Below are 16414 nucleotides of genomic sequence, written 5' to 3'. Positions count from 1 at the left end.
CGGACCCATCCGCGATCTCCGGTGCCGCGAGCGGAACCGGCCACCCCGGGCCCTGCGATTGCGGGCCCGTATGCTCGCCCGGTGATGCCAGACACCCGGAAGGCGGAGAAGTGAACTACAGGGTCCAGCCCAGTGCCCAGGTCGACGACCGTGCCGAGATCGGCGCCGGGAGCAGCGTCTGGGACCTCGCGCAGATCCGCGAAGGCGCACGCCTCGGTGAGGGCTGTGTCGTGGGCCGCGGCGCGTATGTCGGCTCGGGCGTGCGGATGGGCGACAACTGCAAGCTGCAGAACTACGCCCTCGTCTACGAGCCCGCCGAACTCGGTGACGGTGTCTTCATCGGGCCGGCCGTGGTGCTCACCAACGACCACAACCCGCGTTCCGTGGACCCTGACGGCAACCAGAAGCGCGGCGGTGACTGGGAGGCCGTCGGAGTGAGGATCGGCGACGGCGCCTCGATCGGCGCCCGCTCCGTGTGCGTCGCGCCGCTCGCCATCGGCCGCTGGGCCATGGTGGCCGCGGGCGCCGTGGTGACCAAGGACGTCCCGGACTTCGCGCTGGTCGTAGGCGTTCCGGCCCGTCGGGTCGGCTGGGTCGGCCGGGCCGGCGTCCGCCTGGTGGAGCGGGACACGGAGGCCGGGGTGTGGGAGTGCCCCCAGACCGGTTCTCTGTACGAGGAGAAGGACGGGGCGCTCGTGGAGCGCGCCCTGTAGGAACCCTCAGCGGCAGTCGGCGAGGGAAGCCGTCCCGCGGCCGACACCGATTGTCCTGGTTTCCACCCACGCAAACGCAAAATTCACGAAACCGTTATCCGGGTGGGAAGAAGCAGGGAAGCCGTGTTCTGACCACGGCATGGACACGACGCACCCGCCGAGGGGCAACCCGTCACGGACCTGGTGCGTCTAACGCTCTGCCTACCATCTTCCTACCCGTTTCTTTTGCTCAGTCGCCCCCCAGAAGAAGAGTGCTCTGTGAAAGTCATCAGCATCGTAGGTGCCCGTCCCCAGTTGGTGAAGCTCGCCGCCGTCGCGGCCGCCTTCGTGGGCACCGAGCACGAGCACGTGATCGTGCACACCGGGCAGCACTACGACGCCGACCTCTCGGACGTCTTCTTCTCCGGGCTCGGCATCCCGGACCCGGACGTCCACCTCGGTGTGGGCTCCGGCAGCCACGGCGTGCAGACCGGCGCCGTCCTCTCCGCGCTGGACCCGGTCCTCGAGCGTGAGCAGCCCGACTGGGTGCTCGTCTACGGCGACACCAACTCCACCATCGCCGGCGCGCTGTCGGCGGTGAAGATGCACCTGCCCGTGGCGCACCTGGAGGCGGGCCTGCGCTCCTTCAACCGGCGGATGCCGGAGGAGCACAACCGCGTCCTCACCGACCACAGCGCCGACCTGCTCCTCGCACCCACCGAGGAGGCCATGCGCCACCTCGCGAACGAGGGACTCGCCGAGCGCGCCCGGCTGGCCGGCGACGTGATGGTCGACATCTGCCTGCGCATCCGCGACCAGGTCCGCGCCGGGGAGTTCCCCGCGCCGGAACTGCCCGAGGGCATCGACCCGTCCCAGCCCTTCCTGCTGGCGACCCTGCACCGCCCGGACAACACCGACGACCCCGAGCGGCTCGCCGCGATCGTCGACTCGCTCGCCGGGCTGCCCGTGCCGGTGGCGCTCGCCGCCCACCCGCGACTCGTCGCCCGCGCCCACGAGCACGGCATCGACCTGTCCAAGGGCAACCTGCACGTCGGCCGCCCGCTGCCCTACGCGAGCCTGGTCGCCGCCGTCCTGGCCTCGGTCGGTGTGGTGACGGACTCCGGCGGTCTGCAGAAGGAGGCGTTCCTGCTGGAGCGCATCTGCACCACCATCCGCCCGGAGACCGAATGGGTGGAAACCGTCGCCACGGGCTGGAACGTCCTCGTACCGGACCCGCAGGCGCTGACGCCCCAGAAGTGGGCCGAGACCGTGACCCGTGCCGTGCCGACCGACGATCCCGGCATCCCGTACGGCGACGGCCGCGCCGCGCACAACGTCGTCCGTCTCATGGAGGAATGGAAGGGGGGAAGCCGGCCCGTCTGACATGAGAAACGCGGATTCGAGGGCCGTGGCCGCCCCCTTACGGGCGGCGACGTGTGACCCACAGTCCGCGCATGTCAGCGTGCTAGCGTCAACCGCTATGTCATCGTCTCCCCCGTCCGGGCCGCCTGCGGAAGGCAAGCGACCGCACGTCATCTATCTCGCCATCGGCTTCCCGCCGGCCGCCAAGAGTTCCACGTACCGGATGCGCGAGACCGCCAACCAGTTCGTGAGGGCCGGCTGGGACGTCACGGTCGTCAACATCGCCCGGGAGTCCTGGGAACTCGACTCGGGCATCGACCTCTCCCTGCTGGACCAGGTCGACCCCCGGGTGAAGATCGTCGAGCTGCCGCTGTCGCGCGACGACCTCGAGACGGACATCCGCCTCTTCGACGAGGCGCGTGCCCTCGACCCCAACGGCTGGGTCGCCAAGCTCCGCAGGCGCCAGACCGAGACGTTCCCGGAGCCCAACTTCGGTGAGTGGCGCGGTGACCTGGAGGAGGCCGTGCTGCGCATCCACCAGGAGCACCCGGCGGACCTGCTGCTCGCCAGCTGCGTGCCGTACGTGAACCTCGCCGCGGCCTGGAAGCTGTGGGAAGAGGCGAAGGTGCCGTACGCGGTGGACTTCCGCGACGGCTGGTCCATCGACGTCATCGACGGCGTCGAGGCTTTCGCCCGCGACTCCGCCGAGGGCGTCTGGGAACAGAAGATCCTGGCCGACGCGGTGTCGCTGTGGGTCGTCAACGACCCCATCGCCGAGCACTACCGCAAGCGCTACCCCGAGCTCGCGAACCGCGTGCACGTTGTCCGCAACGGCTACGACGCGGACAGCTCGCCGGGCCGGTCGCACAGCCCCGACCCCGAGTCGGGACTGGTCTTCGGCTACCTCGGCACGGTCAACTTCACCGTCCCGCACCTGGAAACGGTGCTGAACGCCTGGCGCGCGGCCCGCGCGAAGGAGCCGCTGCTGGCGAACGCGCGCTTCGAACTGCGCGGCCACCTCGGCAACGGCGCCAGCCGCGGGGCGAACCGCCATGCCGAGGTCTTCAAGGAGGCCGAGGCCGACGGCGTGGTCTTCGGCGGTCCCGCCGCCAAGGCCGAGGTCTCCTCGATCTACGCCCGCTGGGACGCCATGGTGCTGATCCTCATCGGCGGCCGGTTCGTCACCTCCGGCAAGGTGTACGAGTACATGGCGACCGGCCTGCCGATCGTGTCGGCGCACGCCGTCGAGCACGACGCCTCGAACGTGCTGAGGGGCCACCCGCTGTGGACCGGCGCCCCCGGCCTCGACGAGGCGGGCCTGACCGAGTCCTTCATCAAGGCCGCCCACATGGCGGTGGAGACCACCGACGAGGAGCACGCCGAGGCGATGGCCCACGCCGACCAGTTCACGCGTGAGGCGCTGATGTCCTCCGCCGTCAAGAACCTTGTCGAGGAGCTCGCCAAGTGACCGAAGTCCTGCTCGTGGCGTCCGTCCGGCCTAATTTCGGCGTACTCGCCGACACGGTGCGCAAGTTCAACGCCCAGGGCGCTCGTGTGCATCTGGCGGGCATCTTCCACCTGGACGCCGAGGGCGTCCCCGAGGAACTCGCCAAGGTGGAGCTGGCCACGGCGCACCAGCTGCCGCGCACCCTCAAGCACCGCAGCCAGGCCGTGCGCCGCCGGCTCGGCAAGGCCCCGCGTGGTCTGCGCAACTGGACTCAGGTGCGCGGCGATTCGTGGCTGCGCTCCCATGGCCGCAAGGCCGACGTCCTCGTCGCGCTGGACGTGGCCGCCGTGTACACGGTGTGGCGGCTCGCCGAGTACAACCGCACGGCCGCGGCCAAGTTCGGGCTCGCGCCCGCGCTGAAGGCCGTGGAGGAGCTGAAGGCACAGGGCGGTCCCACGGTCCGCCGTTCCACCGTCCTGCCACCGCTGAGCGCCGTCGCCCGTGACGTGAGGCGCTCGGTCGACCGGCTGCCCGCGCAGCTGGTGCGCACCGCCACCCCCCGGCCCCTGATGCGGTCCGGTGTCGGCGCCCGTCTGTGGCGCTCGGCGGTGACCGCGCCCGGCGTGCCCATAAGGGTGCGCGCCGCGACCTCGCGGTACGTCGCCGAAGGCATGCAGTGGGCGGGCCGTACCAGCGGCGCCGCGCTCACCCTGGCGGACGCCGCGTCGAAGATCCCGGACCTGCAACTGCGGGCGGACCTCTACAACGAGGGCGTCATGCAGGAGCTGAAGAAGGGCATCAGCCCCCGCCACCTGGGCAGGGCGGTAGCCGCCCAGCTCGCCAACGCCGACGCGCTCTTCGCCAGGGGGAGGACCGACGACGCCGCCGAGGCGCTGAACCGTGCCCTGTTCCTGCATTTCCACCGGGTGCTGCACATCGACCAGTTGTCGTCGCCGCTGGCCAAGGACGCCGAGGGCTTCGTCGCCCCGCTGCACCGCTCCAAGGCGTTCCAGGCACTGAGCCGCCCCCGCGGCCGCAAGGCGCCCGCCGCGCCCGCCCCCACCGACCGCCCGCTGCGGCTGCTGGTGGCGACGAGCGCCAACGACAACTTCCTGCACCTGATCAAGGAACACTTCGCCGACCACCCCGGCGTCGAGCTGCGCTACCTCGACCTGGCCGCCAACAAGCACCTGAAGCGGATCTCGTGGGCGGCCCCGCGGATGCTCAAGGACCGCCTGGCGGGCGACACGAGCGACTACCAGGAAGAGGTGGAGCGCCTGATGCGCCCGCACCTCGACTGGGCCGACACCCTGTTCCTCGAGTGGGCGGCGGGTCCGGCCGCGATGCTCACCACGATCGACCCGGGCGACACCCGGATCGTCGTGCGCCTGCACAGCTACGAGGCCTTCACGCGCTGGCCGCACATGACGGACTTCTCCCGGATCGACGACATGGTCTTCGTCGCCCCGCACGTGCAGGACCTGACTGCCTCGCTCGTGCCGACGCTGCGCGGCGAGCAGGCTCCGCGGTTCCACCTCATCGACAACGCCATGGACCTGTCGGGCTTCAACCGGGTGAAGCCGGCCGAGGCCCGCTTCAACCTCGGTCTGGTCGGCATCAGCCAGGTCGCGAAGGACCCGAAGTGGGCCCTGGACGTCCTGGCGCGGGTCCGCAAGCACGACGAGCGCTACCGGCTGCTGCTGGTCGGGGGCGACATGGACCCGAAGACCAGCCGGGCCACGAAGGACTACCTGAACGAGTTCGAGGAGCTGCTGGAGCCACTGGAGGAGTCCGGCGCGGTGGTCCGGCTGGGCGCGACGGACGACGTCCCGTCGAAGCTCGTCGAGATCGGTACGATCCTGAGCTCCTCGGTCCGCGAGGGCTGCCACGTCGGCCTGATGGAGGGCGCCGCCAGCGGTGCCGTCCCCGTGGTCCGCGACTGGCCGTTCTACGCGGGCAAGCCGAACAGCGCCCGTACCCTCTACCCCGAGGGCTGGGTGGTGGCCTCTCCCGCAGAGGCGGCCGAGCGGATCCTGAAGATCACGGCCACGGAGGAGTCCTGGCGCGGGGCGGGCAAGCTCGCCGCCGAGCACGCACTGACGGTGTGGGACTGGCCCGTGGTGCAGAAGCACTTCGAGGAGCTGTTCCTCGACGACGAGCAGGCCGGCTGAGCGGCCGCCGTCGCACCGCATGAGTGAGGGCCCCGGGATCTGTTCCAGGGGCCCTCACTCATGCGCTCACCGAACACCTCATGCCTCGCGCGGGCGCGCTCAGGGGTGCCGCAGCCGCCATCCCGCCCACGCGGACTCCACCATCTCCCGCACATCGCGCTCCGCGCTCCAGCCGAGTTCCTCGCGGATGAGGTCGGCGGAGGCGACGACCCGGGCCGGGTCCCCCGGTCGGCGACCGGACACCAGGGGTGCGGCCTCCGCACGACCGGTGACCTCCTGGATCACACCGATCATCTCGGCGACCGAGACCCCCTCGCCCCGGCCGATGTTGAGGACCAGCCGGGCGTCCGGATCGGCGGCCAGCCGTCGGGCGGCCGCGACATGGGCGGCGGCGATGTCCTCGACGTGGATGTAGTCGCGGACGCAGGTCCCGTCGGGCGTCGCGTAGTCGTCACCGAAGATCCGCGGGGCCTCGTCCGCCTCCAGGCGTTCGAAGACCATGGGGACGAGGTTGAAGACGCCTTCGTCACCGAGCTCGGGGGTGGCGGCGCCCGCCACGTTGAAGTAGCGCAGCGAGGCGGTCGCCATGCCGTGGCGGGCGCCGACCGCCCCGACCAGCCATTCGCCCGCGAGCTTGGTCTCACCGTAGGGGTTGATCGGCGCGCACGGCGTCTTCTCGGTGACGAGGTCGACGTCGGGCATGCCGTACACGGCGGCGGACGAGGAGAACAGGAACCGTCCGATCCCCGCGGAGACGGCCGCGTCGAGCAGGACCCGCATGCCCTCGACGTTCTCGCGGTAGTAGTACAGCGGCCGGTCCACGGACTCGGCCACCTGCTTCTTGCCCGCGATGTGCACGATGCCGGTGATGCCGTGCTCGCGCAGCACGCGTGCGACGGTGTCCCCGTCGAGGACCGTGCCGACCTCCAGCACCACACCGTCCGGGAGCCGCTCGGCCCGGCCCGTGCTCAGATCGTCGAGGACGACGACCCGCTCGCCGGCGTCCGTCATCGCCTTCACGACATGCGAGCCGATGAATCCGGCTCCGCCCGTGATCAGCCAGGACATGGGAAAACCTTCCTGCACGAGGACCCCGCCCCGAGGTGCGGGGCGGGGCCACGAGGTTGCTCGCGTACGGGTGTCAGCCGCCGATGACGACGCGGCGGACGCCCTTCCAGGCCTCCGGGTCCGTCGTGCGGCGACCGTCGACCAGGACGGTGACGTCCGGCAGGTCGGCCGGGGTCAGGGTGCGGTACTCGGCGTGGTCGGCCTGCAGGATCGCCGCGGTGACCTTCTCGCCCGCGTGCGGGGTCAGGCCGTGCGCGAGGAGCTCCGCGTCGGTGTACATCGGGTCCGAGACGAACGGGACCGCGCCGCGCGCCTTGAGGGCCTCGACGGTCGGGAAGACGCCCGAGAAGGCCGTCTCCTTCACGCCGCCGCGGTAGGCGGCGCCCAGGACGAGCACGTTCACGCCGGTCAGGTCGCCGTACGCGGCGGCCAGCAGGTCGACGGCGTACTCGGGCATCGCGGCGTTGGCCTCACGCGCGGAGCGCACGACGGTCGCGGCCGGGTCGTTCCACAGGTACATCCGCGGGTAGATCGGGATGCAGTGGCCGCCGACGGCGATGCCCGGCTGGTGGATGTGGCTGTAGGGCTGCGAGTTGCAGGCCTCGATGACCTTCTTGACGTCGATGTCGTTCTGGTCGGCGAAGCGCGCGAACTGGTTCGCCAGGCCGATGTTGACGTCCCGGTAGGTGGTCTCGGCGAGCTTGGCCAGCTCGGAGGCCTCCGCGGTGCCCAGGTCCCAGACGCCGTTCGGCCGGGGCAGGTCGGCACGCTCGTCGAAGTCGAGGACCTGCTCGTAGAACTCCACGCCACGGGCGCTCGACGCCTCGTCGATGCCGCCGACCAGCTTGGGGTAGCGGCGCAGGTCGGAGAAGACGCGGCCGGTCAGGACGCGCTCCGGGGAGAAGACGAGGTGGAAGTCGTCGCCCGCGGTCAGGCCCGAGCCCTCGGCCAGCATCGGCGCCCAGCGGGTGCGGGTGGTGCCGACCGGGAGGGTCGTCTCGTACGAGACCAGCGTGCCGGGCTTGAGGCCCTGGGCGATCGCCTTCGTCGCGGAGTCCATCCAGCCGAAGTCCGGGGTGCCCTCGGCGTCCACGAACAGCGGGACGACCACGACGACCGCCTCGGACTCGGCGACCGCGGACGCGGTGTCGGTCGTCGCGCTCAGCAGCCCGGCGTCGACGGCCTGCTTCAGCTTGACGTCGAGGTCGTGCTCGCCGGGGAACGGCTCGACGCCGGCGTTGACCAGCTCGACGACCTTCTCGTTGACGTCCGCGCCGATGACCCGGTGGCCCTTGGAGGCGAACTGCACGGCCAGCGGAAGGCCGATCTTGCCGAGTGCTACTACACAGATGTTCATGGAGGGTCGCTACTTCCTTTTCAAACCGGTCGGCTTCTTGAAACCGGCGGACTTCAACTTTCTGACGCCGGCCGCCCTGGAGCGGACGGCCAAGGACTTCAGCTTCCGGGCGGGAGCTGCCAGCGCCCGGAGCAGCAGAGCGCTCTTCGGCGGGTACATCCGAGCCGTGTCGATCACGACACGCCCCTTGTCGTTGACGATGGCCGACGCCCGGTAGGGGTCCCCCTCCCGGCCCCAGAGGCAGGCCAGCGGCATGGGCAGGTCCTTGCCCCGCACGGGAATCTCGTACGTCGAACCGGCCACGTCCAGGTATACCCGCACACCGCGCCTGACGGTGACGTACTCCAGCGGGATCCGGGCGTGCAGCACGGTGGCCGCGCCGTCCCCGGACGGCTCGCACGTCACCTCGCCCACCGGCGGCGGCAGGACGTGGTCGGCCTTCAGCCGACGCGCGCCGGGCTTGTCCGCCGACTTGGGCATGGCTTTCGTGGCGAGCCGGACCACGCTGCCCTGGACGTCGCCGAGCACCGGCACCCGGACGGAGAGCGTGTAGGCAAGCGCCTCGCCGTCCTGTTCCCAGGCGGAGGCCAGCAGCTCGGTGCCCTGGGCGAGACGGCCGGGAACGGACTCCCCGACCAGCTCGTAGACCCGGTCCGCCAGGCCGATGCGCGGGTCGCGGAAACCGGCGTAACGAGCGAAGGCCCGTCCGCCCTCCAGGACGAACGGGGGCGCCCCGTGCTCACTCTCCGAGCTGATCGCCTCGGCGAGCTCGTCGATCGCACCGGCCCTGGCCAGCGCTATGCGCACCCGGCGCTTGACGTCCATCGCGTCACGGACGCCGTCGGTGAAGTACACGTCGGCGAGCCGCGCGATGCCCGCGCAGATCTGCCGCTGGAGCTCGCGGTCCAGGCCGGGGAAGTCGTCCTGGACGAGCTTGGCGAGCTCCCAGGTGAAGTGCCGACGCAGCAGCGCGTCCCGCTGGGGACCCGCCTCGACGAGACCGGCCGCGAAGTCCATGATCTCGCCGGCCGCACGCAGCCGCGCCAGATGGTCGGCCCGGTAGGTGATGTTGCTGGCGTCGCCGCGCTTGACCGCGTAGTAGCAGGTGTAGTCGGCCACCACCGAGATCTTCTTCGCGCGGACGCACGCCTCGATGGTGAACGGCTGGTCGCTGCCCACCGGCAGGTGCTCGGGGAAGCGCAGCTTGTGCTTCTCGACCAGCTCCCGGCGGAACAGCTTGGTGTTGGCCAGGGTGAAGGGCAGCGCGGAGTCGTACAGACTGACGTCCGGGTCGCTCGTCTTGTAGAGCGCCTGATGGACGTAACGGCCGTTGGTGCCGACCATCTTGCCGACGACCACGTCCGAATCGTGCTTGTCGGCGTAGTCCACCATGCGCTCCAACGCCTCCTCGCCGAGGTAGTCGTCGGAGCCGATGAAGTACACGTACCGGCCGGCGGCCACCTCCAGCGCCCGGTTGCTGGGCGCGGCCGGGCCGCCGGAGTTCGACTGGTGGATCACCTTGACGGTGTCCGGGTACAGGGCCGCGAACCGGTCGAGTTCGCGGCCGCTGTCGTCGGTGGAGCCGTCGTCGACGGCGACGATCTCCAGCCGCTCGCGTCCGATGGTCTGGTTGACCAGGGAGTTCAGGCACTCCGTCAGGTACGGCATCGTGTTGTATACCGCGACGACGACGCTGACGTCAGGCGCAGCACTCATGCTAGGGCTCCTGGTCTCCGCCGGCCGGGCCGGCTTGGTCCTGCGGGGAAAGTCTCACAGAACATAGGAGTCCCGCCGAGCACGCACCGTTCCCCCGATGTGTGATGCTCAGCTGCCATGGACGGCCAGGTCCTCCACCGGAAGCGTAACGCTGGTGTTGTGGGCGGCCGATTCCAGAAGCGCAGCCGCGACCTCGACGGTCCGCATGCCCTGGCGCAGGGAGCAGATGTCGACGGGCTTGCCGAGCACCGCGTCCCGGAAGAGCTCGTGCTCGACCTGCAGCGGCTCGCGCTTCGGGATGGCGTACCGGACCATGTCGCCCTCGGAGACGCCGCGGAAGGCCCGCAGGGCCTCCCACTCGGTGGTCACCGCCGCGTTGGAGTGGAACGTCAGGTCGGCGGTGAGGGTGTCGGCGATGAAGCAGCCGCGCTCACCCGTGACCGAGGTGAACCGCTCCTTGAGCGGGCTCAGCCAGTTCACCAGGTGGTTGACCATGGTGCCGTCGTCGAGGCGGCCCACCGCGGAGACCATGTCCTCGTGCTCACGACCGCTCTTGGAGACGGTGTGCGCGGCGATCGACACGTACTGGCGACCGGTGACCCAGCCGGTGAGGTCGATGTCGTGCGTGGCGAGGTCCTTGACGACGCCGACGTCCGCGATCCGGTGCGGGAAGGGACCCTGGCGGCGGGTGACGACCTGGTAGACGTCGCCGAGCTCGCCGGCCTCCAGGCGGGCGCGCAGCGAGAGCAGCGCCGGGTTGCACCGCTCGATGTGACCGACGCCGGCCACCAGGCCCTTGGACTCGAAAGCCTCGACGAGGCGGCGGGCGCCCTCCACGGACTCCGCGACCGGCTTCTCGATCAGCGCGCAGACGCCGGCGTCGGCGAGCGCCAGCCCGACCTCTTCGTGCAGATGCGTCGGGCAGGCCACCACCGCGTAGTCCACACCGAGGGCGATGAGCTCCTCGACGCTGTTCAGGATCGGCGCGCCCTGGGCGGCGCCGAACTTGTCCCCCATCGGGTCGACGACGCCGACGAGGTCGACGGCGTCCAGACCCGACAGGACACGGGCGTGGTGACGCCCCATGGAACCGAGGCCGACGAGTCCCGCTCGCAGCGACTTCCCGGTACTCACAGTTGCTCCCCCAGAGCATTGACGGCGGTGACGATGCGCTCCAGGTCCTGCGTGGACAGGGCCGGGTGCACGGGCAGGGACACGACCTCGGCGGCCGCACGGTCGGTCTCGGGCAGGTCCCAGTCGCGGCCCGCCTTCTGGTCGGGCTCCCAGTACGGCTTCAGCCGGTGGATGGGCGTCGGGTAGTACACCGCGTTGCCGATGCCGGCCTCGGTCAGCCGGGCCATGGCGGCGTCGCGGTCGCCCTGGATGCGCACCGTGTACTGGTGGTAGATGTGCCGGGCGCCCTCGGCGACCTTCGGCGTGATCACGTTCGGCGCCGTGATGTGCTCGGTGAGGTAGGCGGCGTTGGCGATGCGCTGTTCGGTCCAGCCGTCCAGCTTGCGGCGCTGCACGCGGCCGATCGCCGCCGAGACGTCCGTCATGCGCACGTTGGCGCCGACGATCTCGTTGGCGTAGCGCTTCTCCATGCCCTGGTTGCGCAGCAGGCGAAGGGTCCGCGCGGTCTCCGCGTCCCCGGTGGAGATCATGCCGCCCTCGAGGCTGTGCATGTTCTTCGTCGGGTAGAAGCTGAAGGTGCCCGCGGCGCCGAACGCGCCGACCGGGGTGCCGTTCAGCGCGGCCGCGTGGGCCTGGCAGGCGTCCTCGACGACGGCGAGCCCGTGCTGCCGGCCGATCTCCATGATCTTGTCCATGGCCGCCGGGTGACCGTACAGGTGCACCGGCATGATCGCGGCCGTGCGCGGCGACAGGGCGGCCTCGACCGCGGCCGGGTCCAGGCAGAACGTCTCCGGGTCGACGTCGGCGAACACGACGTCCGCGCCGACCAGCCGCACCGCGTTGGCGGAGGCGGCGAAGGAGAACGACGGCACGATGACCTCGTCGCCCGGGCCGAGGCCGAGGGCGAGGAGCGACAGGTGCAGCGCTGAGGTGCCGGAGTTGACCGCGACGCAGTGACGTCCCTCGACCAGCTCCGAGAACTCCTCCTCGAAGGCGGCCACCTCGGGCCCCTGGACGACCATGCCGCTGCGCAGAACACGCACGGCGGCTTCGATCTCCTCCTCGCCGATCACTGGTTTGGCGGCCGGTATGAACTCATGGGCGTCGGTCATCGACATCCCCTCCTCTACGGCGACCTCGAAGGCGCACCACGTCATGCATGGTCGGGAAGGGACCGTGTCGATGCACAGCACGGCCGCATCCCTGGTTGTCCGCCGACGCCTGTGGGCGGGCGGACGGCTTGTACACAGGACCCCGCCCCGTGAGGGTTCCTTGCGGGAAGTCAGCCGTCTCCGGGCTGGAAGACCGGATGTGCTCTTCGGCTGTGGTCACGGTGTGCATGTCTTCGGCCACCGAGACCAGAGTGCACGTTACCAGTCTGGAGACGACGATCTTGCCCAGGGTCACCACCCCGAAACCCACCGCGCGGGTGCGCTCCATCACAAGCGAGACACAGAGTAACTCCCCGGTGAACGCACGGCGACGCGGGCGCGGGAGGCGGGTGAAACGCCGGCGCGGGCGGCCGGATGTCCGGCCGCCCGCGCCGTGAGTACCCGCGCCGGGCGGGGTCAGTCCTCCGTCGAGGCCGTGACGGACGGCACACTCGGCTGCGCCGCCACGGTCTTCTTCGACACCGACTTGGCCGCCTTCTTGGCCGTCGTCTTCTTGGCGGCGGTCTTCTTCGCGGCCGTCGTCTTGGCCGCCGCCGTCTTCTTGGTGGCGGCCTTCTTCGCGGTGGCCTTCTTCGCGGTCTTGCGAGCGGCCGTCTTCTTCGCCGGAGCGTCCTGCGCGTCCTCGGCGGGCGCGGCGGCCCCCTCGGACGTCGCCTCGGACACTCCCTCGGACGCGGGCTCGGCCGTGGCGTCCGCCGCGACCGACGGTACGACCACGACGGCCGTCTCCTCGGAGGCGGTCGGCGCGGTGGCCTTGCGCACGGCGCGGCGCCGCGGACGGGCCGGGGCCGCGCTCTCGGCGACCGGCTCGGCGGCCTGCTCGGCCTCCGGCTGCTCCACCGGAGCGGTCTCGGCGACCGGCGTCACGACGACCGGGGTCTCGGTGACCGTCACCACGGCGGCCTCCGCCCCCGCGGGCGACCCGGCCGGCGCGGACACCTTGCGGGTGGCGCGGCGGCGCGTGCGGCCCTTGGGCGCGGCGTCCTCGGCGACCGGGGTCTCGGCGGGGGCCTCGACGACCGGGTCCTCGACGGCGACCGGCTCCGTGTGCGCAGTGACCGTCTCGGCCGGCTGCACCGGACGCTCGGTCTCCGCCTCGACGGTGACGTCCTGCGCGGTGGGCGCGTCGACGGCCTCCTCCGCGGTCCCGGCCGACAGCTCCGAGACGAACGCCTCGGAGCCGCCCGCACGGCGCGACCCGCCCCTCGGCGCGCCCGCCGGAGCGGACGCCCTGCGGCTCGACCGGCGTCGGCCCCGGCCACGCGTGGCGGCGGCCTCCGCCTCGGCGACGCTGCTGTACAGCTCCTCGTCCACGGCGAACTCGGGGGCGGCCAGCGCGACCGGCTCGGCCACCTCCGCGGCGACCTCGGCCTCGCTCTCCGTCTCCGGCTCGGCGCCCGCGTACGGCTCGACGACCTCGGTCGCCGCGGTCTCGTACTCGTGGTCGTGGCCCTGTCCGTCGCCGCCGCGGCCGCGCTTCTTGCGCTTGGCGCCGCCGCCGACGGACGTCGGCTGCTCCATGTGGACGATGACACCGCGCCCGTTGCAGTGCACGCAGGTCTCGGAGAAGGACTCCAGCAGACCCTGGCCGACCCGCTTGCGGGTCATCTGCACCAGGCCCAGCGAGGTGACCTCGGCGACCTGGTGCTTGGTCCGGTCGCGGCCCAGGCACTCCAGCAGTCGCCGCAGCACCAGGTCCCGGTTGGACTCCAGCACCATGTCGATGAAGTCGATCACGATGATGCCGCCGAGGTCGCGCAGCCGCAGCTGACGCACGATCTCCTCGGCCGCCTCCAGGTTGTTCCTGGTGACCGTCTCTTCGAGGTTGCCGCCCTGACCGGTGAACTTTCCGGTGTTGACGTCGACCACGACCATGGCCTCGGTCCGGTCGATCACCAGCGAGCCGCCGCTGGGCAGCCAGACCTTGCGGTCCAGCGCCTTGGCGAGCTGCTCGTCGATCCGGTAGGTGGCGAAGACGTCGACCTCGGACGTCCACTTCGACAGCCGCTGGGCGAGGTCGGGGGCCACGTGCGAGACATAGCCGTGGATGGTCGACCAGGCCTCGTCGCCGCTGACGATGACCTTGGAGAAGTCCTCGTTGAAGATGTCGCGAACGACCCGGACGGTCATGTCCGGCTCGCCGTACAGCAGCGTCGGAGCGTTGCCGCTCTTGGCCTTCTTCTGGATCTCCTCCCACTGCCCCTGCAGACGCTCGACGTCACGGCGCAGCTCGTCCTCGCTCGCACCCTCGGCGGCGGTGCGCACGATGACGCCCGCGTCCTCGGGGACGATCTTCTTGAGGATCGTCTTCAGCCGGGCCCGCTCGGTGTCGGGCAGCTTGCGGCTGATGCCGGTCATCGAGCCCTCGGGCACGTACACGAGGTAGCGGCCCGGAAGGGAGACCTGGCTGGTCAGACGGGCGCCCTTGTGGCCGATCGGGTCCTTCGTCACCTGCACGAGGACCGGCTGGCCCGACTTGAGGGCGGCCTCGATGCGGCGCGGCCCGTTGGCCATGCCGAGCGCCTCGAAGTTGACCTCTCCGGCGTACAGGACGGCGTTGCGCCCCTTGCCGATGTCGATGAACGCGGCCTCCATCGACGGCAGCACGTTCTGCACCTTGCCCAGGTACACGTTGCCGACGTACGAGGTGGCCTGCTCCTTGTTGACGTAGTGCTCGACGAGCACGTTGTCCTCGAGGACGCCGATCTGGGTGCGCTCGCCGCTCTGGCGGACGACCATCACCCGCTCGACGGCCTCGCGCCGGGCCAGGAACTCGGCCTCGGTGATGATCGGCACGCGGCGGCGACCCTGTTCACGGCCTTCCCGGCGGCGCTGCTTCTTGGCCTCCAGACGGGTCGAGCCCTTGATGGACTGCACCTCGTCGGACGGCTCGGAGGGCTTGCGCGGCTCGCGGACCTTGACGACCGTGCGCTCCGGGTCCCCGACGACGGGCTCGGCCTCGGTGGAGGAGTCCCCGGCCCGGCGCCGACGGCGACGGCGACGACGGCTGCCGGCGGTGGAACCGCCCGCGTCCTCGTCCTCCGCGTCCTCGTCCTCCTGCTCGGCGCTGTCCTCGGCGTCCTGGGCGGCCTGCTCGGCGGCGAGCTCGTCGGAGTCGGCGTCGCCGGACTCCCCCTCGCCGTCGGCCGCGTCGCCACGACGGCGACGACGGCCGCCGCGGCGGCGACGACGACGCGACCCGGTCTCCTCGCTGTCGTCATCGCTCTCGACGACGTCCTCGGCAGCCTCGTCGGCTTCGTCGGCCTCGTCCGGCTCGCTCTCCGCCTCGTGTCGGGCGGAGGGCGCCGCGGTCTCGGCGGCCTGTGCGGCCGGCGCGGCGGTGCGGCCGGACTCGGCCTCCTCGCCGGCGCCGGCGGTCCTGCGGCGACGACGGCGACGCGAACCGGCGGGCTCCTCGGAAAGCTCCGGGGCGCTCTGCACCTCTTCGGGCTCCTCCGCCACGACGGTCTCCGCCTCGGCGGCGGCCTGGGCTGCGGCCCGCTGCGGGGTCTGGAACTGCGGCTCGGCGAACACGGGCGCCTGGAACACGGCGACCGCGGGGCGCGCCGGACGGCGCGGCGCGTCGTCCTCCTCACCCTTGACGGGCTCGGGCGCGGAGAAGCCTCCGGCGGCCCGGCGGACCACCCGCCGGCGGCCGCGGCGCGGGCCGGCGTCCTCGTCGGCGGCAGGGGCCTCGGGAGCCTCGGGGGCCTTCGGCTCCTCGACGGCGGCGGGAGCGACCGGCTCCTCGGGGGCCTCGGCAGGCTCGGGCGCCTGGGGTGCGGAGACCTCGGGGATCTCGGCGGCGGGCGCGGAGACGCGACGGGTGGCACGCCGACGGGAGCGCGGAGCGGCCGGCTCGGCCGCCTCCTCGGCCACCGCGGGCGCCTCCGTCGCGACAGGCTCTGCGGCTTCGACGACTCCGGCGGCTTCGGCCGGGGTCTCGGCCTCCGGCGTGGCGACGGGCGCGGTCACCCGCCGGGTGGCGCGGCGCCGCGTGCGCGGAGCGGCCTCGGCAGGCGCCTCCTCGGCAGCCTGGGCGACGGGCTCCTCGGGCGCGGACTCCGCCTCGGCGGACTCCACGGCCTCGGCCGGAGTCTCCGTGGGCGTGGTCACGCGGCCGTGGTGGCGGCCGCCCAGCGCACCCTGTCGCTGGCGGCCCGCGGCGACTGAACCCGCCCGCACACGACGAAGGCGCCCGGCAGAACCCGGGCGCCCTCGTCGTCGTACCGTCGGCCGTCAGCGCTTCTTGCCGGCCGACTCCGCTTCGTCCTTCTTCACGCCGCCCGCGGTGG

At 71.6% G+C, this 16414-nt stretch carries 10 protein-coding genes; 4 read left to right on the top strand and 6 right to left on the bottom strand.

What is annotated here, in order from left to right; translation table 11 throughout:
• Nucleotides 1-110 precede the first annotated feature (110 nt).
• The 4 genes from BG482_RS05160 (at nt 111) to BG482_RS05145 (ending at nt 5672) form a co-directional block, all read left to right on the top strand.
• Nucleotides 111-713, top strand: a complete 603-nt coding sequence (locus BG482_RS05160; protein ID WP_069767658.1) for an acyltransferase — start codon at nt 111-113, stop codon at nt 711-713.
• A 258-nt stretch (nt 714-971) separates the two neighbouring features.
• The gene (gene wecB, locus BG482_RS05155) at nt 972-2075 is read left to right on the top strand and encodes a non-hydrolyzing UDP-N-acetylglucosamine 2-epimerase (RefSeq protein WP_069767657.1); all 1104 of its coding nucleotides are present in this window, start codon (nt 972-974) and stop codon (nt 2073-2075) included.
• 202 nt (nt 2076-2277) lie between these two features.
• The gene (locus tag BG482_RS05150) at nt 2278-3522 is read left to right on the top strand and encodes a glycosyltransferase (protein WP_176741315.1); all 1245 of its coding nucleotides are present in this window, start codon (nt 2278-2280) and stop codon (nt 3520-3522) included.
• Nucleotides 3519-5672 (top strand): glycosyl transferase, encoded by a 2154-nt coding sequence (locus BG482_RS05145; RefSeq protein ID WP_069767655.1) that lies wholly within the window; start codon nt 3519-3521, stop codon nt 5670-5672. The genes BG482_RS05150 and BG482_RS05145 overlap by 4 nt, the downstream gene beginning before the upstream one ends.
• A 99-nt stretch (nt 5673-5771) precedes the next feature.
• On the opposite strand, the gene galE is transcribed toward BG482_RS05145, so the two are convergent.
• The 6 genes from galE to BG482_RS05115 form a co-directional block, all read right to left on the bottom strand.
• Nucleotides 5772-6740, bottom strand: coding sequence for a UDP-glucose 4-epimerase GalE (galE, locus tag BG482_RS05140; RefSeq protein ID WP_069767654.1), 969 nt, complete (start codon nt 6738-6740; stop codon nt 5772-5774).
• Between the two features lie 73 nt (nt 6741-6813).
• A complete protein-coding gene (locus BG482_RS05135; protein ID WP_069767653.1) occupies nt 6814-8097 on the bottom strand; it encodes a nucleotide sugar dehydrogenase in 1284 nt (427 codons plus the stop codon).
• Nucleotides 8098-8106: 9 nt separating this feature from the next.
• Entirely contained in the window at nt 8107-9813 is a 1707-nt protein-coding gene (locus BG482_RS05130) for a glycosyltransferase (RefSeq protein WP_069767652.1), read from the bottom strand.
• Nucleotides 9814-9921: 108 nt separating this feature from the next.
• The gene (locus BG482_RS05125) at nt 9922-10947 is read right to left on the bottom strand and encodes a Gfo/Idh/MocA family protein (RefSeq protein ID WP_069767651.1); all 1026 of its coding nucleotides are present in this window, start codon (nt 10945-10947) and stop codon (nt 9922-9924) included.
• On the bottom strand, nt 10944-12059 hold the full coding sequence (locus BG482_RS05120; protein WP_107450384.1) for a DegT/DnrJ/EryC1/StrS aminotransferase family protein: 1116 nt from the start codon (nt 12057-12059) through the stop codon (nt 10944-10946). The genes BG482_RS05125 and BG482_RS05120 overlap by 4 nt, the downstream gene beginning before the upstream one ends.
• A 456-nt stretch (nt 12060-12515) precedes the next feature.
• The gene (locus BG482_RS05115; RefSeq protein ID WP_079141596.1) at nt 12516-16304 is read right to left on the bottom strand and encodes a ribonuclease E/G; all 3789 of its coding nucleotides are present in this window, start codon (nt 16302-16304) and stop codon (nt 12516-12518) included.
• Between the last annotated feature and the right edge of the window lie 110 nt (nt 16305-16414).

It is taken from the genome of Streptomyces sp. LUP30, from assembly GCF_001746365.1.
Taxonomy (GTDB): Bacteria; Actinomycetota; Actinomycetes; order Streptomycetales; family Streptomycetaceae; genus Streptomyces.
This window is presented reverse-complemented; position numbering and strand designations above follow the sequence as displayed.